21 protein-coding genes are annotated in these 22,627 nt (G+C 53.2%); 14 read left to right on the plus strand and 7 right to left on the minus strand.

Annotated features, from left to right (window positions below; all coding sequences use genetic code 11):
* Positions 1 to 21: 21 nt before the first annotated feature.
* From glyS to A0G03_RS12960, 3 genes are all read right to left on the minus strand, one after another.
* Positions 22 to 2,091, minus strand: a complete 2,070-nt coding sequence (glyS, locus tag A0G03_RS12950; protein ID WP_048258169.1) for a glycine--tRNA ligase subunit beta — start codon at positions 2,089 to 2,091, stop codon at positions 22 to 24.
* Positions 2,092 to 2,100: 9 nt separating this feature from the next.
* Positions 2,101 to 3,015, minus strand: a complete 915-nt coding sequence (gene glyQ / locus A0G03_RS12955) for a glycine--tRNA ligase subunit alpha (protein WP_048258168.1) — start codon at positions 3,013 to 3,015, stop codon at positions 2,101 to 2,103.
* A gap of 126 nt (positions 3,016 to 3,141) precedes the next feature.
* The gene (locus A0G03_RS12960) at positions 3,142 to 3,948 is read right to left on the minus strand and encodes a sulfite exporter TauE/SafE family protein (RefSeq protein ID WP_048258166.1); all 807 of its coding nucleotides are present in this window, start codon (positions 3,946 to 3,948) and stop codon (positions 3,142 to 3,144) included.
* A gap of 289 nt (positions 3,949 to 4,237) precedes the next feature.
* On the opposite strand from A0G03_RS12960, the gene A0G03_RS12965 reads away from it, so the two are divergent.
* Positions 4,238 to 4,801 carry a DNA-3-methyladenine glycosylase I gene (locus A0G03_RS12965; protein ID WP_048258165.1) on the plus strand — a complete coding sequence of 188 codons (564 nt, stop codon included), beginning with the start codon at positions 4,238 to 4,240 and terminating at the stop codon, positions 4,799 to 4,801.
* Positions 4,798 to 5,241, plus strand: coding sequence for an N-acetyltransferase (locus tag A0G03_RS12970; protein ID WP_048258164.1), 444 nt, complete (start codon positions 4,798 to 4,800; stop codon positions 5,239 to 5,241). Before A0G03_RS12965 ends, A0G03_RS12970 begins: the two co-directional genes overlap by 4 nt.
* 55 nt (positions 5,242 to 5,296) lie before the next feature.
* On the opposite strand, the gene A0G03_RS12975 is transcribed toward A0G03_RS12970, so the two are convergent.
* Positions 5,297 to 7,258: a methyl-accepting chemotaxis protein gene (locus tag A0G03_RS12975; protein WP_048258163.1), complete on the minus strand. Its 1,962-nt coding sequence runs from the start codon at positions 7,256 to 7,258 to the stop codon at positions 5,297 to 5,299.
* A gap of 352 nt (positions 7,259 to 7,610) precedes the next feature.
* On the opposite strand from A0G03_RS12975, the gene ghrB reads away from it, so the two are divergent.
* The 7 genes from ghrB (at position 7,611) to A0G03_RS13010 (ending at position 16,204) form a co-directional block, all read left to right on the plus strand.
* Positions 7,611 to 8,573 (plus strand): glyoxylate/hydroxypyruvate reductase GhrB, encoded by a 963-nt coding sequence (ghrB, locus tag A0G03_RS12980; protein WP_048258293.1) that lies wholly within the window; start codon positions 7,611 to 7,613, stop codon positions 8,571 to 8,573.
* Positions 8,574 to 8,878: 305 nt separating this feature from the next.
* On the plus strand, positions 8,879 to 10,516 hold the full coding sequence (locus tag A0G03_RS12985; RefSeq protein ID WP_048258161.1) for a TIGR04028 family ABC transporter substrate-binding protein: 1,638 nt from the start codon (positions 8,879 to 8,881) through the stop codon (positions 10,514 to 10,516).
* 26 nt (positions 10,517 to 10,542) lie between these two features.
* Positions 10,543 to 11,487: an ABC transporter permease gene (locus A0G03_RS12990; protein WP_039310296.1), complete on the plus strand. Its 945-nt coding sequence runs from the start codon at positions 10,543 to 10,545 to the stop codon at positions 11,485 to 11,487.
* Complete coding sequence (locus A0G03_RS12995) at positions 11,484 to 12,344, plus strand: ABC transporter permease (protein ID WP_048258160.1); 861 nt, start codon at positions 11,484 to 11,486, stop codon at positions 12,342 to 12,344. Before A0G03_RS12990 ends, A0G03_RS12995 begins: the two co-directional genes overlap by 4 nt.
* The gene (locus A0G03_RS13000) at positions 12,341 to 14,038 is read left to right on the plus strand and encodes a dipeptide ABC transporter ATP-binding protein (protein WP_048258158.1); all 1,698 of its coding nucleotides are present in this window, start codon (positions 12,341 to 12,343) and stop codon (positions 14,036 to 14,038) included. The genes A0G03_RS12995 and A0G03_RS13000 overlap by 4 nt, the downstream gene beginning before the upstream one ends.
* A gap of 1 nt (position 14,039) precedes the next feature.
* Positions 14,040 to 15,074, plus strand: coding sequence for a putative FMN-dependent luciferase-like monooxygenase (locus A0G03_RS13005; protein ID WP_048258157.1), 1,035 nt, complete (start codon positions 14,040 to 14,042; stop codon positions 15,072 to 15,074).
* A complete protein-coding gene (locus A0G03_RS13010) occupies positions 15,071 to 16,204 on the plus strand; it encodes an alkylhydroperoxidase domain protein (RefSeq protein WP_048258156.1) in 1,134 nt (377 codons plus the stop codon). Before A0G03_RS13005 ends, A0G03_RS13010 begins: the two co-directional genes overlap by 4 nt.
* Before the next feature lie 56 nt (positions 16,205 to 16,260).
* Here the strand turns inward: A0G03_RS13010 and A0G03_RS13015 are convergent, their stop codons facing one another.
* Positions 16,261 to 16,770 carry a phenolic acid decarboxylase gene (locus A0G03_RS13015; RefSeq protein ID WP_048258155.1) on the minus strand — a complete coding sequence of 170 codons (510 nt, stop codon included), beginning with the start codon at positions 16,768 to 16,770 and terminating at the stop codon, positions 16,261 to 16,263.
* A gap of 375 nt (positions 16,771 to 17,145) precedes the next feature.
* Here A0G03_RS13015 and A0G03_RS13020 point away from each other — a divergent pair, with 375 nt between their 5' ends.
* The 4 genes from A0G03_RS13020 (at position 17,146) to A0G03_RS13035 (ending at position 19,814) form a co-directional block, all read left to right on the plus strand.
* Positions 17,146 to 18,018 carry a LysR family transcriptional regulator gene (locus A0G03_RS13020; RefSeq protein WP_048258154.1) on the plus strand — a complete coding sequence of 291 codons (873 nt, stop codon included), beginning with the start codon at positions 17,146 to 17,148 and terminating at the stop codon, positions 18,016 to 18,018.
* Between the two features lie 133 nt (positions 18,019 to 18,151).
* Positions 18,152 to 18,478: a helix-turn-helix domain-containing protein gene (locus tag A0G03_RS13025; protein ID WP_048258153.1), complete on the plus strand. Its 327-nt coding sequence runs from the start codon at positions 18,152 to 18,154 to the stop codon at positions 18,476 to 18,478.
* Positions 18,463 to 18,777 carry a HipA N-terminal domain-containing protein gene (locus A0G03_RS13030; RefSeq protein WP_048258152.1) on the plus strand — a complete coding sequence of 105 codons (315 nt, stop codon included), beginning with the start codon at positions 18,463 to 18,465 and terminating at the stop codon, positions 18,775 to 18,777. The genes A0G03_RS13025 and A0G03_RS13030 overlap by 16 nt, the downstream gene beginning before the upstream one ends.
* Positions 18,774 to 19,814 carry a type II toxin-antitoxin system HipA family toxin gene (locus A0G03_RS13035; RefSeq protein ID WP_048258151.1) on the plus strand — a complete coding sequence of 347 codons (1,041 nt, stop codon included), beginning with the start codon at positions 18,774 to 18,776 and terminating at the stop codon, positions 19,812 to 19,814. The genes A0G03_RS13030 and A0G03_RS13035 overlap by 4 nt, the downstream gene beginning before the upstream one ends.
* A 60-nt stretch (positions 19,815 to 19,874) precedes the next feature.
* Here A0G03_RS13035 and A0G03_RS13040 read toward each other — a convergent pair whose 3' ends face one another.
* Positions 19,875 to 20,498 carry a LysE family translocator gene (locus tag A0G03_RS13040; RefSeq protein ID WP_048258150.1) on the minus strand — a complete coding sequence of 208 codons (624 nt, stop codon included), beginning with the start codon at positions 20,496 to 20,498 and terminating at the stop codon, positions 19,875 to 19,877.
* Positions 20,499 to 20,717: 219 nt separating this feature from the next.
* On the opposite strand from A0G03_RS13040, the gene dsbG reads away from it, so the two are divergent.
* Complete coding sequence (gene dsbG / locus A0G03_RS13045; protein ID WP_048258149.1) at positions 20,718 to 21,473, plus strand: thiol:disulfide interchange protein DsbG; 756 nt, start codon at positions 20,718 to 20,720, stop codon at positions 21,471 to 21,473.
* 34 nt (positions 21,474 to 21,507) lie between these two features.
* Here the strand turns inward: dsbG and A0G03_RS13050 are convergent, their stop codons facing one another.
* Positions 21,508 to 22,413: a siderophore-interacting protein gene (locus tag A0G03_RS13050; protein WP_048258148.1), complete on the minus strand. Its 906-nt coding sequence runs from the start codon at positions 22,411 to 22,413 to the stop codon at positions 21,508 to 21,510.
* Positions 22,414 to 22,627 lie beyond the last annotated feature (214 nt).

A 22,627-nucleotide genomic window follows, 5' to 3' on the forward strand; every position in this document is an offset into this window, starting at 1 on the left:
ATTACGATAACGCTATCGCCGTTATTGCAACACAGAAATATCCGCAACCTGCAAGAACAGCTCACGCAGTTGGCTCAGCAGCGTCAGGCGGTTCACTCGAACCTGCTCATCTTCCGCCATTACCATCACCTGATCGAAGAATGCATCGACAGGTTCACGCAGTGAGGCCAGCTCAACCAGTGCTTCCTGATAGCGACCTTCAGCAAACAGCGGTGTCAGTTTGTCACGCAGCACGACAAGGTGCGTTGCCAACGTAATTTCCGCCGCGTCTTTCAATACAGCCGCATTGACGCTCTCATTCAGCGTATCGGTAGACTTCGCCAGAATGTTGGAAACACGCTTGTTAGCCGCTGCCAGCGCCGCTGCTGCATCCAACGAACGGAAGTGGCTGACCGCTTTCACGCGGGCATCGAAATCAGCCGGACGAGTTGGGCGACGCGCCAATACCGCCTGAATGGTATCCACGCTGTGGCCTTCTTCCTGATACCAAGCGCGGAAACGACCGAGCATAAACTCAATCACCTCATCCACAGCCTTAGCATTAGTCAGCTTGGTGCCATACAGACGCACCGCTTCTTCGGTCAGCGTCTGCAAATCGAGCGGCAGACGTTTTTCGACGATGATGCGCAACACACCGAGGGCAGCACGACGCAGTGCAAACGGGTCTTTGTCGCCTTTTGGATGTTGGCCGATGCCAAAAATCCCGGCCAGCGAATCCATTTTGTCAGCAATCGCCAACGCACAAGCCACGGCAGAAGACGGCAATTCATCACCTGCAAAGCGCGGCTGATACTGCTCATTCAGTGCAACAGCAACATCTTCCGCTTCACCATCGTGACGCGCATAGTGCATCCCCATCACGCCCTGCGTGTCGGTGAATTCGAACACCATGTTGGTCATCAAGTCACACTTGGACAGCAGACCCGCACGCGTCGCGTGATTCACATCGGCACCAATCTGGCAAGCAACCCAGCCTGCCAGTGCCTGAATACGGTCAGTTTTGTCGCGCAATGAACCCAACTGCTGCTGGAATAAAACGGTTTCCAGACGCGGTAGGTGATCTTCCAGACGCTTCTTACGGTCAGTATTGAAGAAGAACTCGGCGTCAGCTAAGCGCGGGCGCACCACTTTTTCGTTACCGGAGATAATCTGCTGTGGATCTTTGGATTCGATATTGGCAACAAAGATGAAGTGAGGCAGCAGATTGCCGCTGTTGTCATAAACCGGGAAATACTTCTGGTCACCTTTCATGGTGTAAACCAGCGCTTCGGACGGCACCGCGAGGAATTTTTCTTCAAATTTCGCGGTCAGTACCACCGGCCATTCCACCAGCGAGGTAACCTCTTCCAGCAGGCTGTCGCTCAGATCGGCATTACCGCCAATCTTGCGTGCGGCTTCTTCCGCATCGGCTTTGATTTTGGCTTTACGCGTATCGTAGTCAGCAACGACTTTACCGCGTTCCAGCAGAATCTGCGGGTACTGTTCGGCGTTGTCGATCGTGAATTCAGCTTCACCCATAAAGCGGTGACCGCGAATCGTTCGAGCAGAGTGAATACCCAATACCTGACCGGGGATCAGTTCCTCACCCAGTAGCAGGGTTACGGTGTGCACCGGACGGACAAACTGGGTTTCTTTATCGCTCCAGCGCATCAGTTTTGGGATAGGCAGCTTTGATAATGCGGTGCTTACCATGCCAGCCAGCAACGCCTGCGCCTGTTCACCTTTAGCATGGGCGCGATACAGCAGCCACTCGCCTTTATCAGTCGTCAAACGTTCAGCCTGCTCAACGGTGATACCACAGCCACGCGCCCAGCCTTCTGCCGCTTTGGTTGGCTTCCCTTCAGCATCAAACGCTTGAGAAATCGCCGGACCCCGTTTTTCTACTTCACGATCGGGCTGAGAAGCGCTTAAACGTGCCACTTTCAGCGCCAGACGGCGCGGCGCAGCAAACCAGCTTACGTCCCCGTGCGCCAGATTGGCGGCATCCAGCTCCGCCGTGAAATTAGCGGCAAAGGATTCTGCCAGATTACGGAGAGCCTTCGGCGGCAGCTCTTCCGTGCCAATTTCCACCAGAAAAGTCTTGTCAGTCATGGCTGCCTCTTAGCTTTCTTTCTTATTACACATCGGGAAACCCAGAGCCTCACGAGAGGCATAATAGGCTTCCGCAACCGCTTTGGTCAGGGTACGAATACGCAGAATGTAGCGCTGACGCTCGGTAACCGAGATCGCTTTACGCGCATCCAGCAGGTTAAAGCTGTGCGCCGCTTTCAAAATGCGTTCGTAAGCTGGTAAAGGCAGCGGTTTTTCCAGCGCCAGCAGATGCTGCGCTTCTTTCTCATATTGCTCGAAACAGCTGAACAGGAAGTCGACATCAGCGTGTTCAAAGTTGTAGGTCGATTGCTCGACTTCATTTTGATGGAACACATCGCCGTAGGTGGTTTTACCTAACGGGCCATCGCTCCAGACCAGATCGTAAACGCTATCAACGCCCTGAATGTACATCGCCAGACGTTCCAGACCGTAGGTGATCTCACCGGTTACTGGTTTACATTCCAAACCGCCAACCTGCTGGAAGTAGGTAAACTGCGTGACTTCCATACCGTTCAACCAGACTTCCCAACCCAGACCCCAAGCACCCAGCGTCGGGTTTTCCCAGTTGTCTTCCACGAAGCGGATATCGTGAATGGTCGGATCCAAACCCAGTTCTTTCAGAGAGCCGAGATACAGCTCCTGAATATTCTCCGGTGATGGCTTAATGACGACCTGAAACTGGTAATAGTGCTGTAAGCGGTTCGGATTTTCGCCGTAGCGTCCATCGGTCGGACGACGAGAAGGCTGCACATAGGCGGCGGCCATTGGCTCCGGCCCCAGTGCCCGCAGGCAGGTCATAGGATGTGAAGTGCCTGCGCCGACTTCCATGTCCAATGGTTGAACAATGGTGCAGCCCTGGCGAGCCCAGTAATCCTGTAACGTCAGGATCAGGCCCTGGAAGGTCTTGGTATCAAACTTTTGCATGTTGGATTCGCGCGCGATACAAGTGGATTTATAAGGAATGCGCCAGTATACCCTCTGACCGCAAGATATACAGCCAGAATGCGGTAACAAGTGCAAATCCCCGTCATCATCGTTCAAGTTCCGAGATCAACTGGAAAAAACGGTCTGCAACATCTTCAAACTCAGTAGCAGTAACAATGCCGCAAAGGCCTTTTTCAGCGTCGCAACCGGCAAACGGTGCGCCAGACGAGCGCCGACAGGCGCAGTGAAGAAACTGACGGCAGAAATCAAGAGAACGGCGGGCAGAGAAACATAGCCGACGCTGTAATCAGGCAGCCCATTCGCCGACCAACCGTTGATCATGTAGCCCAGCGCACCGGAAAGGGCAATTGGTAGCCCGACCGCCGCCGACGTACCGATTGCCTGCTGAATACGCACGTTGCACCACGTCAGGAACGGCACCGTGAGCGACCCACCACCGATGGCCACTAACGCCGAAATGCTGCCAATCACCAGCCCTGCGAACGAAACGCCAGCCGTACCGGGCAACTGGCGCTGCGGTTTTGGCTTGATATTCAACACCATTTGCAGAGAAACGTAGGCCATAAAGCAGGAAAAAAAGATTGCCAGCGTCCGCGTCGGCAACAGCGTCGCCAGCCAGGTAGCGGCGAATGTCCCGATCAGGATGGCAGGCGTAATCCGCACCACCACAGGCCAGAGCACCGCCTGATGCTGATGGTGGGTGCGCAGGCTGGAAATTGCCGTGACAACAATCGCCGCCATTGACGTTCCCAACGCCAGATGCACCAGATGGGTATTATCTACACCCTGTGCGGCAAACAGCGCCGTCAGCACTGGCACCATAATGCCGCCACCGCCGATGCCCAATAACCCCGCCATAAAACCCACTACCGCACCTAATGCCAGATAGGCTGCTACCCACTCCACTGCCATTCCCTGTTCCCCTGTTTATGCTTTTCTTATGATCAATGAACGCCTTGAGCTAATGAACAGCCCTGAGCGAATAAAATAGCCCTGAGCTGTTGGCAAAGCATTATTCACGATTCCACGACGACTTTCCGCCTCATCCGCACACAACCTTTCATATCTGCGAGCACGCCCGCAAAACGCTGGTTGCATATACAGCACTATGAATGTCATGATCTCCCCACATTGCGGCAGACCGCATTACAATGAACTGTGCGTCCAACTACCAACGGCACAACCGAATCAGGAGAAAGGAATGCAACGCTGCGGCTGGGTTACACAAGACACCTTATATCAGGATTACCACGATAACGAGTGGGGTAAGCCCTGCACCGATAGCCAGAAGCTCTTTGAGCTACTGTGTCTGGAGGGCCAGCAGGCGGGTCTTTCCTGGATCACCGTACTGAAAAAACGCGAAAACTATCGCCGTTGCTTTCACCAGTTTAATCCTGAACAGGTGGCGAAAATGACGCAGGATGACGTAGATCGATTAGTGCAGGACAGCGGTATTATCCGCCACCGTGGGAAAATCGAGGCGATCATCACCAATGCAAAAGTGTGGGTGGAGATGGAAAGTCAGGGAGAGAGTTTCTCGCACTTCATTTGGTCTTTTGTCGAACACCAGCCACGTCTCAATCATCCCGCTTCGCTCGCAGACGTCCCAGCTAAAACTGACGTTTCAGATGCCATGTCCAAAGCCTTGAAGAAACGCGGCTTCAAATTTATTGGTTCAACTATCTGTTATGCCTTCATGCAGGCAGGTGGATTGGTCAACGACCATGTCACCGACTGTTTTTGTCATCAGGAAAGCACCTCGTGATCCGCCCTTACCGCGGCCTCGATCTCGAACCACTGATGCAGCTCTGGTTGAAGAGCACCATTCTGGCGCATCCCTTCATTCGTGAAGATTACTGGCGAGAAAGTGCCACCGCGGTACGTGAAATCTATATCCCCCAGTCTCAAACCTGGGTTTATGAAGAGCAAGGAAGCCTTATCGGCTTTATCAGCGTGCTGGAAGCGCGGTTTATCGGTGCGCTATTTGTGGAACAAGACTATTACGGCAAACAGATTGGCGCTGCGCTAATTCAGCATGTTCAGGCACAGTTCCCTTTACTCAGCCTGGAAGTGTATCAGCAGAATACGCGCGCCTGCCGGTTCTACCATAAGCAGGGTTTCATCATTGTTGAGGAGAACGTCAATCAGGATACGCAAGCGACTGCGCTGATCATGCAGTGGGCAAAACGGGTGAGGGAGCAGTAAATCCCGCTCCCTCTGGTTCAATGGGTCATCTCTGAGCTATCGATTCAACCGGATATCAGAACGTTGTCCAGTTATCGTTCCCGTTATCCCGCGACGCCAGCGTCGGCAGACGAGCCGTAGCCTTATTACCCGAATTTGGATTACTGGTATTCGAACCTTGCAGCCTTGCCAGCCCCGCAACATCCTTATCGGATATGCGGAAAACCGACATTAGTGTTGCCAACTTCGACGCTTGTTCTTGCAACGAGTTTGCCGCAGCCGAAGATTCGCTCACCATTGAGGCATTCTGCTGGATAGTGGTATCCATTTCAGCCACCGCACTGCCAATTTGGGCAATACCACGACTCTGCTCATCCGATGCTGAGGAGATTTCCCCCATGATGTCATTCACACGACTCACGGAAGCGACAATGTCATCCATCGTCGTTCCCGCACGAGAAACCAACTCGGTCCCGGCATCCACACGAGAAACCGATTCGGAGATCAGGGTTTCGATCTCTTTTGCGGCCTGTGAACTGCGCTGAGCAAGACTACGAACTTCACTGGCGACCACCGCAAATCCGCGCCCCTGCTCACCGGCTCGTGCCGCTTCCACGGCCGCATTCAATGCCAGAATATTGGTCTGGAAAGCGATGCTATTAATGACACTCGTGATATCAGAGATCTTCTTCGAACTCCCTGAAATATCGCTCATGGTATTAATCACGCGGTTAATAATATCTCCGCCGCGGTTGGCATTGGTTGAGGCTTCTCCGGCAATCTGGCTGGCATGTCGGGCATTCTCGGCGTTATTCTTCACGGTGGCCGTTAACTCTTCCATACTGGCCGCCGTTTCTACAATCGCCGCCGATTGCTGCTCGGTACGCGATGACAAATCATTATTGCCTGATGCAATGTCAGCAGACGCGCTCTCAACGCTGTACACGCTCTGACGAATATCCGTCATTAAATGACGTAATTTCTCCGTCATCACCATCATGGCCGCCGTTAATTGCCCCAGTTCATCATGCCGTTCCACCGTAACATTCGCAGAGAGATCGCCACCAGCGATCCGCTCCGCCAGCTTCAGGTTGGTGATAATCGGTCGGGTAATTTGTCGCGTGACAGACCATGCGATCAGTAGACCGAAGACAATGGCAATCGCCCCTAAAACCAGCGTTTGCAGTACAGAGCTATTGATAATGTCATCATTCTTCGCGCCGAGCTTTTGCAGAATACTGCCGATATCGCTCGTCATTTTGTCTCCGGTTGCCCGGAACTTCACATCTGTGGTTTTTAACTGCCCCAGCCGCGCGTAATACTGTTCTGCCGTTTGATGATAATTTTCAAATGCTTGCCAAAACGAATCGACTACGCGACGGCGATCGCTACTGACCGATGATGCCAGCGAATCATAGGATGTCTTCGATTCGGCATAGACCTGTTTCTGTGCATTAAACGCGGCTTCGCTATTCTCTCTTTGTAAGGTGTAGGTACTGTTGACCAGTTTCAGGAACAGCAGCGAGAGGGCTTCCTTCTGCATAGACAACGAATTTTCATCTGCGCCGACGGGGAGATTGGTCATAAATGCCGTTAATGCATCAGAGGCATTCATCTGGCTGATTTTCTTTGCCGTCTCGACCACCGCATTTGCGGCGGCTTTCATGCTATTCAGATCGGTATCATAATTCGAAAAATCCTGATCAAGATTATTAAAATCAGAGAGATAAATCGATTCCCACGTTAGCGCTTTCGCTTTTTCTTTTTGCTGATTTGCCTGACTAATGTAGGTATTAAGGTTCTTGATATTGTCATCCGCAAAGGTGAATGAATATTTCACTCTCGCCATTTTTGACTGATCGAGATAATGATTCATTTCATTCAAAATCGTCGTTTTAACATACAAATCGTGAATGATGAAAAATCGTACCGCACCAACACCAGACGCGATCATTACCAACAACAGGACAATACCGAAACCGCCATACAGCTTATGAGAAACCTTGAGATTACTCATAATCCTGGTAAAAAAATGCATTTCCGCCCCCATTAACAATACCAATGTCTAAAACATCACCATGTCAAAAAACATCCCCGTAAATAACGTTATCGGTTTTTTGTAGTAATGCTTTATCAAGAAATGAGTGATAAAAATCACAAAGGAAATATTTTAATCAAACCATCATAAAGGAACATCATGCAGGCCATCTGCACGCGGCAGTGAAGCGTCTGTATGCGATCGTTCATCACATCAATCGTGCAAATTCCCCATTAATCGTGATTAACCTTGGGCAGATGCGGGGGCGGTATCGCTTGCAGTCTCTCGCCAGCTACGCGATTATTCGATGAGCTATTTCTACGTTAACTTCCTTAATCTGCTGGAGTTTGTGATGAAACCTAGCGTTATCCTGTATAAAAAAGTGGCTGACGACCTACGCGCTCGTTTAGACCAACACTTCACCGTCACTGAACTTGACGCCTTTCCTGCCCTCGACCATCCCGCTTTGGCAACGGCCGAAGGCATCATTGGTTCCGGCGGCAAAGTCGATAAAGACTTCCTGCAACACGCACCGCGTTTACGCGCGGCTTCTACCATTTCTGTCGGTTATGACACCTTTAACGTCGACGCGCTGAATGAAAAAGGGGTGATTCTCATGCATACCCCGACCGTGCTAACGGAAACGGTGGCGGATACCGTTCTGGCACTGATGCTCGCCAGTGCGCGTCGGGTCGTGGAAGTAGCTGAACGGGTCAAAGCTGGCGAATGGAAAGGTGGTGTTGGCAGCGACTGGTTTGGCACCGACGTTCACCATAAAACCATCGGTATTCTGGGGATGGGACGCATCGGTCTGGCCGTCGCACAGCGCGCTCACTTTGGTTTCAGCATGCCGGTACTGTACAACGCACGCCGCCATCACGCCGAAGCGGAAGAACGCTTTAATGCCCGCCATTGCGATCTCGATACGCTATTGGCCGAATCTGATTTCCTCTGTATCACACTGCCGCTGACGGCGGAAACTCACCATCTCATTGGCCGCGAACAACTGGCAAAAATGAAGCCCAGCGCTATTTTGATCAATATCGGTCGTGGTGCCGTTGTGGATGAAGACGCGTTAACGGAAGCATTGGTGAAAGGGACAATTCAGGGCGCAGGGCTGGATGTTTTTGTCCAAGAACCGTTACCTGTCGATTCTCCACTGCTGGATTTACCCAACGTCGTGGCGCTGCCGCATATCGGTTCCGCGACGCACGAAACACGCTACGATATGGCCGCCTGTGCCGTCGATAATCTGATTGCCGCCCTGAGCGGTCAGATAAAAGAAAACTGCGTGAATCCGCAGGTTTTGAAATAACTCTCAGTCGACCTTAGCGCTGCGACGATTTTTTCGCAGCGCTACTATCTCCCACTTAATACCCCCATCATCACACGCGAAATGCGGTTATTTTCCGCTAAAAATCACGCTTTTCCCTACCTAAAAACTGGATAACCAATGCCAGTATTGTTCTTTGCTGTTTCCTACCGCCTATGGAAGTATCGCCTGTAACGAGCGGTTAACGTTTCCTGCTTTATTCCCCCGCTTCAGGACGTAATCGATCCGAACATTCACCTGATAAACCAATAATTTAATAAAAATCATCACATGTAGGGACAATCATCGTGGCAACTTTTTTGCATCCTCATCAGAAACTCACTCTTTTTACCTCGCTGCTCCTTCTGGGCGGTGCGGTGAACGTACACGCTGCGAACGACGCACCGAAAATCGGCGGTACGCTGGTTTATCTGGAACAGCAACCACACACCAATCTCTATACGCCAGCGGGCGGTTTTTATCCGAACGGCGGCATTCTCAACCAGATTACCGATAAACTGACGTACCAGAACCCAGAAACGCTGGAGATCGAACCGTGGGTTGCAGAATCCTGGAGCATCAACGCGGACAACACCGAATACACGTTCAAGATCCGCCCCGGCGTCAGCTTCTCTGACGGCACTCCGCTGGATGCCAACGCGGTAGCGAAAAACGTCGATACCTATGGTTTAGGGAACACCGCGCTCAACCAGCCAGTTTCCGAAGTCATCAACAATTACCTGCGCAGTGAAGTTATCGATCCGTTGACGGTGAAATTTTATTTCAAGAAGCCTTCGCCGGGTTTCTTGCAAGGCACTTCGGCGATCGGTTCTGGTTTAGTTTCTCTCAGTACGCTTGAGCGCAATTTCAATCAGTTAGGCAATGCCAAAAACATTATTGGCTCCGGCCCGTTCGTGGTGAGCAGCGAGAAGCTGGGACGTGAACTGAAGCTGACTGCACGTAAGGATTACGACTGGGCTCCGGTTAAATCAAAGCACCAAGGGCGCGCCTATCTGGACGGCATTACCTATCTGGTCACCCCGGAAGACAGCGTGCGTATCGGCGCATTGGTCTCTGGTCAGGCTGACTTCATTCGTCAGATTCAAGCCTATGATGAAAAGCGGGTACAAAGTCAGGGCTTCAACCTTTATGCACCGCCTACGCGCGGCGTCAATAACAGCGTAGTTTTCCGCCCGGATAACCCGCTGGTAGCCGATATCCGAGTACGTAAGGCGCTGCTGCACGCCACCAACACCAAAGAGATCATTGATACGCTGTTCTCTGACAACTACCCACAGGCCAGGTCACCGCTGGCCAAAACCGCCGCAGGCTATGTCGATCTCTCCAGCAAGCTGACGTTCGATCCCGTTCAGGCCAACAAACTGTTAGATGAAGCAGGCTGGAAAACCGGTCCCCAAGGATTACGTCAGAAAGACGGCAAAACGCTGGAACTGACCGCCTATGAATCTCTGCCGCAGCCGCAGAACAAAGAAACCCTGCAACTGGTTTCTCAACAGTGGGCAAAAGTCGGCGTGAAGCTGAATGTGTTAGCGGGCGATGCAGGCAGTAAAACCGTGGATAGCCTCGACCCGCTGAAAACCGGCGTGGCACCCGCGATGGTCGGCCGCGCCGACCCGGATGTGCTGAAAAGCCAGTATTACCCGACGGTACGTAACGTCCTGCTGCAAAAAGGTGGTTCCAGCGACAAGGTGAAGGACTTTGTTGACCCGCATCTGAATACGCTGCTGGATGGCATCGCCGCAGAAACTGACCGCAGCAAGCGGCTGACGCTGGTGGGAGAAGTGCAGGGCTACCTGATCGATCAGGCCTACGTCGTTCCCATTTTTGAAGAACCGCAGGTATTTGCAGGCGCCCCCACCACAAAAGGCATCGCGTTTGAAGCCGTAGGTCGCCCCAGCTTTTACAACACCTGGCTAGATAAGTAACACAGAAGAAGAGGGAGGAGATCATCATGAACCGCTATCTGGCACTGCGCATCGGTCAGGCACTGCTCGTGCTGTGGGCGGCATTCACCCTGTCTTTTATCCTGCTTCAGGCGATGCCGGGTGATGCCGTACTGATCAAGTTTCAAAACCCAGAGCTCGGCCTAAGCGCCGAGCAGATCGCGCAGTTGCGTTTGTCCTACGGTGCCGATACGCCAGTACTCACGCAATATTTTCATGCAATAGCACAGATACTGCGTGGCGATCTTGGCCTGTCTATTCAGGCTGGTGTGCCAGTCAGCGAGCTTATCGCCGCGAATCTGCCACCCACATTACTGCTCTCCGTGCTGGGTTTCATCGCCGCCGGGCTGTTGGCGTTCGCCCTTGCATTCTTATCGACGCTAACGCCGTTTCAGTGGCTGCGAACCGCACTGCAATCACTGCCGTCGCTGTTTATTTCCGTGCCAACATTCTGGCTCGGCATCGTGCTGATTCAGATCTTCTCTTTCCGTCTGGGCCTGATTCCGGTGATTAACCCCGGAGAATGGGAAGGACTGATTTTGCCCGTTCTCACGCTGGCGCTACCAATCTCTGCCCCGTTGGCTCAGGTGCTGATGCGCAGCATCGATCAGGTGCAAACCCAGCCGTTTGTTGCCGTCGCCCGCGCGAAAGGGGCCAGCCGCAGCGGCGTGCTCTGGCGGCATATCGCCCGTAACGCCATGCTACCCACGCTGACCATCGCCGGTTTACTGTTGGGCGAACTGATTGCGGGCGCGCTGATTACGGAAACCGTCTTTGGCCGTAACGGGCTCGGACAGTTAACGCAGGAAGCGGTGAATTATCAGGACAGCAGCGTGTTACAGGCCATCGTGCTGATTTCCGCCGCCGCCTTTGTTGTCGTCAATCTGGCCGTCGACCTGCTTTATCCACTTCTCGATCCGCGCCTGAAAAGAACGCCAGGAGCCACGCTATGACTACCGTTCCACTGGAAAAAGTCACCTTTCCTCTTCTGCGCAAGCGGCTGTTTATACGTCGCTATGCCTTTCAGCCGGGACTGCTGCTAGCCTGGCTGGTCATACTGACTGTCGCGCTTTGGGCGCTGTTTCCCGGTTGGTTTACCAGCTATAACCCGACGGAAGGCATCGCAGGCGCACAGCGGCTGGCACCCGACGCAGCATACTGGCTCGGCACCGATCAGTTAGGGCGCGATCTCTATGCGCGTATCGTTTACGGCGCGGTGCATTCGCTGTCTGGCGCATTTATCGCCGTCGGGCTAGGTTTGGTGCTCGGCAGCCTATTCGGTCTCTTGGCTGGTGCGATTGGCGGCTGGTTGGATAGCGTCGTCATGCGCAGCATCGATGTCTTGTTGGCAATCCCCGGTCTGCTGCTGGCGCTGAGCGTCATCATCCTGCTGGGCTTCGGCACGGTCAACGCCGCGATTGCCGTGGGCGTCACCTCCGTCGCAAGCTTTACCCGACTGGTGCGTTCAGAGGTATTGCGCGTACGCCACAGCGACTATGTCGAAGCCGCCTATGGCAGCGGCGGCACCTTTTTCAGCGTGCTGTGGCGGCACATTTTGCCAAATTCATTAACTACCGTTTTCGCCTTCGCTGCCCTGCAATTCGGCAGCGCGATTCTGGCTATCTCCACGCTCAGCTTCCTCGGCTACGGCGCACCGCCACCGACGCCAGAATGGGGGCTGCTCATCGCCGAAGGCCGCAACTACATCGCAACCGCGTGGTGGCTAACCACCTTCCCCGGCCTGATTGTCGTACTCGTTGTGCTGTCCGCTAACCGCATCAGCCAGTCGATCAGGAGGACAGAACGATGAGCCTGTCAGTCAGCTTACAAACCAGCGCGGCGGTGCCCGTACTGGCTCTGGAGAATGTCACGATTGCCTACCGTAGCGACGATCGCGAGCAGACCGTCGTGGAAGGTGTCTCTTTCCATATTCAGCCCGGCGAAGTCGTGGCGCTGGTAGGGGAATCCGGCTCAGGCAAGACCACCACTGCGCAGGCCGTCATCGGCTTACTGGCCGAGAATGGTAGGCTCACGCGCGGTGCTATTCGGCTAAACAGCGTAGATATCAGCGGCTGGTCGCAGAAACGTTTGGACAGCGTGCGCGGTGCGCAGATCAGTCTGATCCCTCAGGATCCCACCAGTTCCCTGAATCCAGTGCAAACCATCGGCGAACAGGTAGATGAGATTCTGCGTATTCATCAGCGGGAAGATCGCCAGACGACACGCCAGAAAACACTGGCGCTACTGGAGCTCGTTGGCCTGAATCAGCCGGAGTTGCGGGCAAAACAGTATCCGCACGAACTCTCCGGCGGCATGAAACAACGCGTCCTGATCGCGATTGCGATTGCGTTAAAACCGGCTTTAATTATTGCCGACGAGCCCACCAGTGCGCTGGATGTCACGGTGCAGAAACGTATTCTCGATCTGCTTGATGAGTTGCGGCGCGAGAATGGCACAGCGGTGCTGTTCGTCACTCACGATCTGGGCGTGGCGGCTGAGCGTGCCGATCGTCTGCTGGTCTTTCAAAACGGCTACATTCAGGAACAAGGCCCAACGCTTGATGTGCTCAGCGCACCTTCAAGCCACTATGCTCGCACGCTGCTGGCGAACGTCCCGTCGCTAAACCCAACCCCGCGGCCACCGCGCAGCCATGCATCTGACATAATTGTCTCGGTCGAAAATCTGGTGCAGACCTTTCCTCTGTCGAGCGGTAAAGGCGAGCATTTTCGCGCTGTGGATGACGTTTCTTTCAGCGTGGCACGCGGCACAACACACGCGATTGTTGGCGAATCCGGCTCCGGTAAAACCACCACGGCACGCAGCTTGCTCGGGTTTCATCATCCCAGCGCCGGACGCATTCTGATCGACGGCACCGACATCACTCATCTGAAAGGCGAAGCACTGCGCCAGTTCCGGCAGAAAATTCAGTTGGTGTATCAAAACCCCTTTGGCTCGCTCGATCCGTCGCAGCGGCTGTACGACATCGTCGAGGAGCCGTTGCGCAATTTTAATCGCCATACCGGCGCGCAACGGGAGCGAAAAATTCATGAGATGTTCGAACGCGTTTCCTTACCGGTAGCGCTGCTGTCACGCAAGCCGCGTGAGCTGTCCGGCGGCCAGCGCCAACGCGTCGCCATCGCACGAGCACTGGTGCTGGAGCCGCAGGTGTTGGTATTGGACGAGGCCGTTTCCGCATTGGATGTCACGGTGCAAGCGCAGATTCTGCGTTTGCTGACCGAGTTACAGGAATCTCTGGGGCTGACGTATGTGTTCATCTCGCACGATTTGGCGGTAGTGCGCCAGATCGCCGATACCATTTCCGTGCTGTACCACGGCAAGCAGCTTGAATCCGGCCCAGTGGAGCGCATCTTCGCTCAGCCCGAGCATCGCTATACGCGTGAACTTATCGAGGCGATCCCCGGGCAGCATCATCCGGCGTTTGCCCGTTCACACCAATCCCCAATTCATACTGAAACCACATTCGCACTAAACCAAGGACTGTAAAATGGCAACGAAACGTCTGGGATTTTTCACACGGTTGCTGGATGACGTTTCCGCCCAGCAGCGCTATCGGCTGGCAACGGAACAGATCGTCAAAGCAGAACAGTTAGGATTCGACAGTGCTTGGGTCGCACAGCACCACTTCCACGCTGATGAAGGCGGGTTACCGTCACCGCTGGTATTTTTGGCACTGGTCGCCGCCCGCACCCAACGCATCCAGCTCGGCACTGGCGTGATTACGCTGCCGATGGAGGAACCGCTGCGCGTGGCGGAAGACACCGCCGTGCTCGATTTACTCAGCAACGGCAGGCTTGAAGTTGGCGTGGGTTCCGGCGGCACGCCGTCCTCATTTGCCGCGTTCGGTCACGACAGCACGCAGCGCGGGCAGATCCTCGGGCGATATCTGGAGAAGCTGCGCGCCGCATGGCGGGGCGAGGCACTGAGCGAAGACGGTAATCAGCTCTATCCTGCCGCCCCACATTTAGATAAGCGCGTCTGGCAGGCTACCTTTTCCATCGAGGGTGCAGAACGGGCGGGCAAAGCGGGCGATGGCCTGATGCTCTCTCGCACCCAACCACGCCCGGAACATTTCCCAGACGCCACGCTCGCTGACCTACAAAACCCGATGATCGACGCCTACCTGGCTGCACTGCCTGCTGGCGTCACACCGCGTATCCTCAGCTCACGCAGCGTCTTCGTGGCTGACGATCGTCAACTGGCGCTGAGTCTGGCGGAGAAAGGGCTTAATCGTTCTGCCGCCCGCTCCGGTACGTTCCGCGCAATTCCTCACGACTCGATAGAAGCACTAATCGCCTCCTTCGACAGCCATGTCGGCACCGCACAGGACGTCACGGCGTCGCTTCGGGCAGACAGCTCACTGGAGCGGGCGACCGATGTGACATTCCAGGTGCATTCTATCGATCCGCCGCATGCGTTAATCCTTCGCTCGCTTGAATTGATTGCCACTCAGGTGGCACCCGCTTTGGGCTGGAAGCCCGCCGTCAAACAGAAAAGCCCACTCGGGCAGGAGATTGCATGACGTACGCTAACACCTTACACACCCATGACGTATTGGATGTGCTGGCCGACATCAGCCCAGATTCTGCCCTCGCCGCAGCCAGAAAAACTCGTGAGGCGGCAACTCGCCACACCCAAGGCAGCTACGATGCGCTGTTTAACGCCACAGCACATGACAACGCGACATTACCGTTATCGCTGCGCTTCTGGTTTGCGACAAAAATCAGCGGCTGGCAGCAGGATGAGCAACTACAGCATTTTTATACCGAGCGGCTAGCGGACTTCCCAGAACCTGAGCTAACACCAGCGCTACAGTTGGCGCTGGATCACGCTGAACACCTGACACAAACGCCCGTGCAAGCCGCACCATCACACGTCAAGGCGCTGGAGCAGGCAGGCTGGTCGGTAGACGATATCGTCACGCTTTCACAGCTCATCGCATTTGTGAATTTTCAAAGCCGTTTACTGCGTGGTTATCGCCTGATTGCGGGTCATCGCGTTAGCCAGCCTCATTCGCAGGCAGCTGTCGCCGGTCAGTGGCATACCCAGCCGCAGGCGCACAGCGGCAAATCCGCACCGCAGGCGTTCACTCAGGCAGAGCTAGGCTGGGAACCGTGGATTGCCCCCAAACCGCTGGCAGAATTCAATACCGACGAGCAGGCGATTCTGGCGCGCTTCGGCCACACCGATTCCGACTATTTCCGTCTCTTAGGGCGCAACCTTCCGGTGCTGGAACAGCGCACGCTGACGGATAAAGGGATTTTTTATACTTCTGGCGGCCTGCCGCGCAAGGAACGCGAACTCATCGCCGCCGTCACCAGCAAGGTCAACGGCTGCATCTATTGCGCCTCGGTGCATGCTCGCAAAGCCAGTCAGCTTTCCAAGCAAGACAGCGACGTGCAACGACTACTAGATGTCGTTCCCGGTGGCGATTTAAGTATCGGCCAAAGCCCACGCTGGCAGGCGATTATCGATTTTTCGGCTCGCCTTTCCGCCACGCCCGCGCAGGTCAACGCAAACGACGTGAAACAGCTGCAAGAACAGGGATTAGATACGCTGGAGATTGTCGATGTGGTGCAGTCGGCCGCCTTCTTCTCATGGGCCAACAGGCTGATGCTTACGCTAGGCGAACCGTTCTGGCCGGAGAGTTAATCGGCCTTATGCGATAGCAAATCAGGCGACACAGTATCCGTGGCGCCTGTTGCTGTTTATTTTTTCAGGCAAGCAGGGAAATCCGCAGGCAATTCGCTGGCAGGGCAGTTGATGACGTCGTTATTGTTTTCCCCACAGTCGCGGATGAACGTAATGGTAGCGAACTCATCGATCACTTCAGTAGGGTAGGCTGGGCCCACGTCGCGATACGCTTCCATTTCAGCAATATGTTCATTCTGGAAACACACCGTTTTTTCTGGGTTATTGATGATCCAACGCGGGAAGAAGATGGTGCCATGGAAGACCTTATCGGCAATATTCGCAATCAGGCTGACATCCGTTCCCGTTGGTTCTGTCCATGAAATTTTATACACCTCGCGAGCGACCTGCACGATATACACCTGCTGATCCTTCACCCAGCGGTTACCCACAATACCGCTGTGAATACGGTAGTCTATTGTGTTGGCATTTTTGACATACAGCTCGTAATTCCAGCCATTATCGTAGGTATATACCAGATGTTTCCCGACAAAGTGACTCAGGTCGTGTTGGTTAAATGCAAGCATGATAGTTCTCCTTAAGTGTGTATTCCCGTCATACTTCAAGTTGCATGTGCGTTGGCTGCGCTACTCGTCCCACTTACGTGGATCTCGCCCCTTTGGGGCCGCTGCAAGCAGCGTTCAAATTTGCCTCTGGCAGATTTGTCACTCACCCGAATCACTTACCTGAGTAAGCTCATCGGGATGAAATGAGAGACATCCTGTCTCTCACCGGAGGCCAGCCGCTGGCTGGTCAAATTCGTTCCCAACGAATTTGTCATTCTCTTGCCGCCTGCCTGAAACTCGAATTATTTAGGGCATAAATTCACTCTATAGCTTTCCTAATTCGATGAATAACGCTATTTTTCAGGGAAAATCATTCAATATTTAGATATATCAAAGATGCTAGCAAAGACGACACTGGAACAATGGGAGATACTTCAGGCAGTTATCGATTTGGGCGGCTATACGCAGGCGGCCAATGCGCTTCATCGCAGCCAGTCTTCGGTCAGCTACCAGCTTTCGCTGCTGCAAGAGCGACTGGGTGTCGAGCTACTCACGATAAACGGGCGTAAAGCCGAGCTGACGCCAGAGGGAGAAAGCCTGCTGGCACAGGCACGACCCGTAATACGTTCGTTTCATGCGCTGGAAGCCCGCGCTCACTCGCTGAAAATGGGTGAGCAGACTAGCATCAATCTGGTGGTTGACAGCACCTTCCCCAAAGATCGCCTGTTCCACTTGCTTAGCACCTTTCAGAAGCAGCATCCGGCTACACGTATCCACCTAACTGAGGTGCTGCGTAATGAAACGCCGGCCCAGTTGAAGGCGCGAGATGCAGATATTTATATCATTACGCAGCGCGAGATCGACGGCTGCGCTGGGCGATGGTTGATGAACGTTGATTTTGTCGCGGTCGCACACAGCCACCACCCGCTTTTTTCACTCCCCACGCCATTAAGTCATGAGTCGCTGTCTCGCTACCCTTGCGTAGAGATTGTGACGAGAACAACCCCACATCCGCAGCCAGCGTCTGCCGAGAGCTGGACATTCACAACGTTTGAAGCGGCAACGCAGGCCGTTTTGCATCAGGTCGGTTATGGCTGGCTGCCAGAAGCGCGGATTTCAGAGCACATTACGCGGGGCGAATTACACATATTGCCGCTGCAGCAAGGGGAAAGGCGCACCACCCCGCTCTATCTGTTAGCCGAAGAGAAAGGACAGCCGCTCAGCAAAGAAATCATGACGCTCATCGAGCTACTGTTCGATAGGCTCTGATGTATGGCAACTGGGTCATAAATGAGCAAAATATTAATAATTAATATAAATAAGTATCAAATATGGACAACAAGAAAATTTACAGGCTATATTTAAACCATAAATGAGGTAAATTCAAAAATAGAGTCCATTTATGAATACTCCCACCACTGCGCCAACATTACTAAAGCTCGACGCCATTAGCGAAGCTATCGACGAACTACGGCACGAACTCGCACGTAGCGATGCCTCCAACAAAGAAGTTGTGCTGGAAGACCACATTCATTCGCTGGATGTATTTGGCGTTCAGCTAAATACGCGACGTAAAGCGTTGGGCATCGAACTTTCTACGCTTGAGTTACAGACTGGCGTATCCATATCCACCTTAAAACGCCTATTCAACGATCCCGCTCAGGTGAAATTTGCCACGGTTTATAACGTCTGCTCTGCGTTAGGGATAAAACTGTGCGCCGTCAGGTAAAGGTCTATCTTTACGGTGTCCATATCGGCCAGTTAAGTCAGGATGATGAAGGCTATCTGTTTGAATACAAAAAATCCTATCTCGGCCCACAGCTATCATTGAGCTTACCGCTACAGACCGGAGTATTTCGCAGCAAATCATTACCACCTTATTTTGCCTCGTTAGCCCCCGAAGGCTGGCTCCGGCGACAGTACAGTCAGTTTCAACATCTGGATGAGAAGGATTTATTCGGCATCCTCATTCAAAACGGTAAAAACCTGATCGGCGCAGTACAACTGATCGCGGAGGATAAGTCATGACAAGATGTCGAATTTTGCTGACACCGCTAGCACATGAAGAAGAAATTGCCACAGGCTATAGCCGTAAAGGGTTGAAGCATCTCGCGGGGTCAATACATGCTTCCCCGACGTTACGTTTCACACGCCAGCAATTCATGCACGACCTGCCACAAACGCAGAAAGGCATGAGTATTTCTGGTTATCAGCCCAAAATTCAGATGGTATTAGAAGATCAAACGTTTACCGTCGTGGATCATCAAGGGCTGTACATTCTCAAACCCTCCCCGATCGAATTTCCCCATTTGGCAGAAAACGAACATGCCACAATGACGCTAATGGTGCGGCTGGGATTTGCCGTCCCACCACACGGATTACTTCGCTTTAAACCGGAAAAGGCTGATGAAGAGCCTGAGTTTGCTTTCGTTATTAAGCGTTTCGACCGCGACGAAAAAACGGGTCACCCTATCCATCAGGAACAGTTGGACGGTGCGATGGGGATCGGTGAAAAATTCGGTAAAATACGTGCAGATGGCAGACAATATGTCAGTTATGAGAGGTTGGCGTTATTCCTTAGCGAACACGTTAATGACAATATCGTCTTCAAAATAGATCTGTTCCGCCGCATCGCTTACGCCTACATGCTGGGTAACAACGACATGCATCTGCGTAATTTTGGCCTGATACATTCGCGTTCAGGCCAGTTAATGCTGGCTCCTATTTATGATTTTGTTTCCGTCGCCCCTTATCCCGCCTATTTTTCTTCCTGTTTCATGGCATTACCGCTGCTAATTCAAGAAGAAGGTGACGAAGCACTCGCACCAGGGTTTGAAACCGCGTATGGCGAATACCTTGGTATGGATTTCATGTTGTTTGGCCAGAATATTGGGCTAAGTGAAAACCTCACTAGGAAGTTGCTGGCAGACCTCATCAAAGAAGCTGAATACGTTGAATCGACCTATCGGGATTCCTTTATGCCTGCGGACGCGATTGACGCAACGCTGCGGTGCTATCGACACCGTCTGAATCTTATGAGCATTCTCGATGCAAAGCGGATTTAGTGATTAGTAATCAAACGCTTTAATCACATCACTGCTAACATCAGCGCAATGGCACGAAGCTTACCGCCGGGAGAACGCCAGACGTGCGGCGAACGCTAAAAAGACCACGCCCGTTGTTCGATCCATCCATTTAACCACCGAGCCACGACGCAGAAAACGCGCCAACGGGCATGTGGCAGCAATCAACGTGGTCGACCACAGCGTGCCGATAAAGACATGAATAAGAACAAGCAGGTAAGTCCATAGCACGACCGAATGACCAGCGGGGATAAACTGCGGCAGGAATGAAACGTAGAACACACCGACTTTCGGATTGAGTACGTTACCCAGCATGCCGCGGAGAAACCAGTTTTGATGCTTCGACGTAGTTTGCGACGCTGTCATCACCAGCTCGGTTCTGGGTTTCAGGATCATTTGCAAACCTAACCAGCAAAGATAAGCCGCACCGCACCATTTCAGGATGTTATAGGCCAGCTCCGACGCCGCAATCAACGTTCCCAGACCAAACGCCACCATCGCGCCCCAAATCAGGCAGCCAACGTTAATCCCAAACGCGGCATGGAAGGCTTTCTTACTGCCTTCTACGGTAGCGGTACGTAAAATCAGCGCGGTATCCAAACCCGGCGTCAGGGTCAGCAGCATCGCGGCAAACGTAAAAGCAATCAGCGATTCGGTCAAGGTCACGGTAATTCATTACTCCAACAGGGGAAAACCACAAAACGCACCATTCTCTACGTAATATACGGCAGAGCCTGACCCTACCCAACCACTCTCTTCAGCCAGATCGCATAACGACAGGTCACCGTTTGGCCTTGATTCAGAAAGCGTAAATAAGCTCCCCCGATAGGTTACCTTCCGCTACGCTATCCGGAAGACAATGATTCACGACACAGGCGCAACACCATGATAAAACGCTTCATCCTCACACTCACCTTATTGACGCTTTCCGCATCATCACTAGCGAAAGATGCCCTGCCGGACGCGGTGAAAAGCATCGAAAAACAGGGTATTACGATCATTAAGCCGTTCACTGCGCCCGGTGGCGTACAAGGCTGGCTGGGCAGTTATCAGGGTGTGGGAGTAACCATCTACTTAACCCCTGACGGTAAGCATGCCATTTCGGGCTATATGTATGATGAACACGGTAACAACCTCAGCGAAGCGCTGATTCAGCAGGAAGTGTATGTTCCTGCCGGTCGAGAGATGTGGCAGAAATTACAGCAAGCGCCATTTATCACCGAAGGGTCGAAGGATGCGCCGCGTAAAATCATCGTCTTTGCCGACCCGTTCTGCCCGTACTGCAAACAGTTCTGGCAGCAAGCACAACCGTGGGTGAAAGCAGGAAAAGTGCAACTGCAAACGTTGCTGGTCGGCGTGATAAAACCGGAAAGCGGACGTTATGCCGCAGCGATTCTTGCCGCCAGCGATCCGGCCAAAGCCTGGCATGAATATGAGCTATCGAATGGCAAAATGGTGCCTCCGTTCCCCGAAAGCACTTCACGCGACATCTGGAATAGCATTCAGCTTAATCAGCGGCTGATGGATGAACTGGGTGCGAACGTCACGCCAGCCATCTATTACCTGAACGATAAGGATGAGCTACAGCAGGTCGTCGGGCTGCCGGATGAAAAGCAGTTAGCGGAGATGATGGGGAAATAGACGCAGGAGGGAATATCCCTCCTGACGTTTTCTCTTAGCGATGCGACCAGTAAGCCATAAAGTTGATCGTCTCTTTATCGAGGTGACGCTCGTCGAGCAGATAGCGGCGCAGTCGCTTGATGGCAGAGGATTCTCCCGCAACCCAGGCATAGAACGGACGGTTCGCCGTTGCGCGCTCCCAGAGTAGCTCGTCTTCCGGCGTCTCCTGGGCAATATCATCACGGTTGGTACAGGCACTAGCAGGGATTTTCACGTCCTGTTGCACCGCAGCCAACAGACGTTCACCCCATATTGTGCTGCTGGTTTCCTCACGCGGCAGCCAGTGAATCTGCGCAAAAGGGAAGTCGCTAGGCGTTACGCAATCCCCCGCTTTTGGCACTTCAAAAAAAGCCTGTACCGACGGCGGGGAAGGCTGGGTCGCCAGTTGTTCAAGAATGCCCATGGCTGCTGGCAGCGCCGTTTCATCCGCAATCAACAACACCTGCTCAACGCCAGCGTGCGGAGCCCATTCATAACCGCCGCTGTCGCCATCGGCTTCCGCGTTGGGTGCGACGATCTGTAGGGCATCGCCCGGTTTGGCATGACTCGCCCAGCTTGAGGCAGGCCCAGTATCACCGTGCAGCACAAAATCGATCGTTGCCTGCTGTAACTCACGAGAAACAGAGCGCAGCGTATAGGTACGCAGAATCGGACGACGCTCACGCGGCAGCGCCAAATAGTCCTGATACCAAGTGTCGCTCACGGCCATCGGCGTCAATTCGCCGCTTTCACTGGCGAACAGCAGTTTGATGCGCTGATCCGGTGCATCCAGTTTCATCTGGCGCACTTCCGGGCCAGTAAATACACAGCGCGCTAATGAAGGCGAGAGCAGCGTCTTACTCTCTAAACGTAAATTGAACAACCGATAGGCTGAAGACGTTGTGCGGTTAGCTAAAGACATAGTGAGAAAGCCGTATGTTTTGTAAGGAAAAAATCAGTCAGCGGGATCAAACCCATTCACCGCAACTTATCATAAACAAAACACTAACGATAATCATTATCACCACTAAGGTGAATGCCGTGATAAAAGCAGCATTTTCTTCATCGCGTGGACAGAAAGCCACTCTGGTCAGGTACAAGAAATCAACAAAAGACTTGTTAACAGGTCTTTTGTT

It is taken from the genome of Pectobacterium peruviense, assembly GCF_002847345.1.
Taxonomy (GTDB): Bacteria; Pseudomonadota; Gammaproteobacteria; order Enterobacterales; family Enterobacteriaceae; genus Pectobacterium; species Pectobacterium peruviense.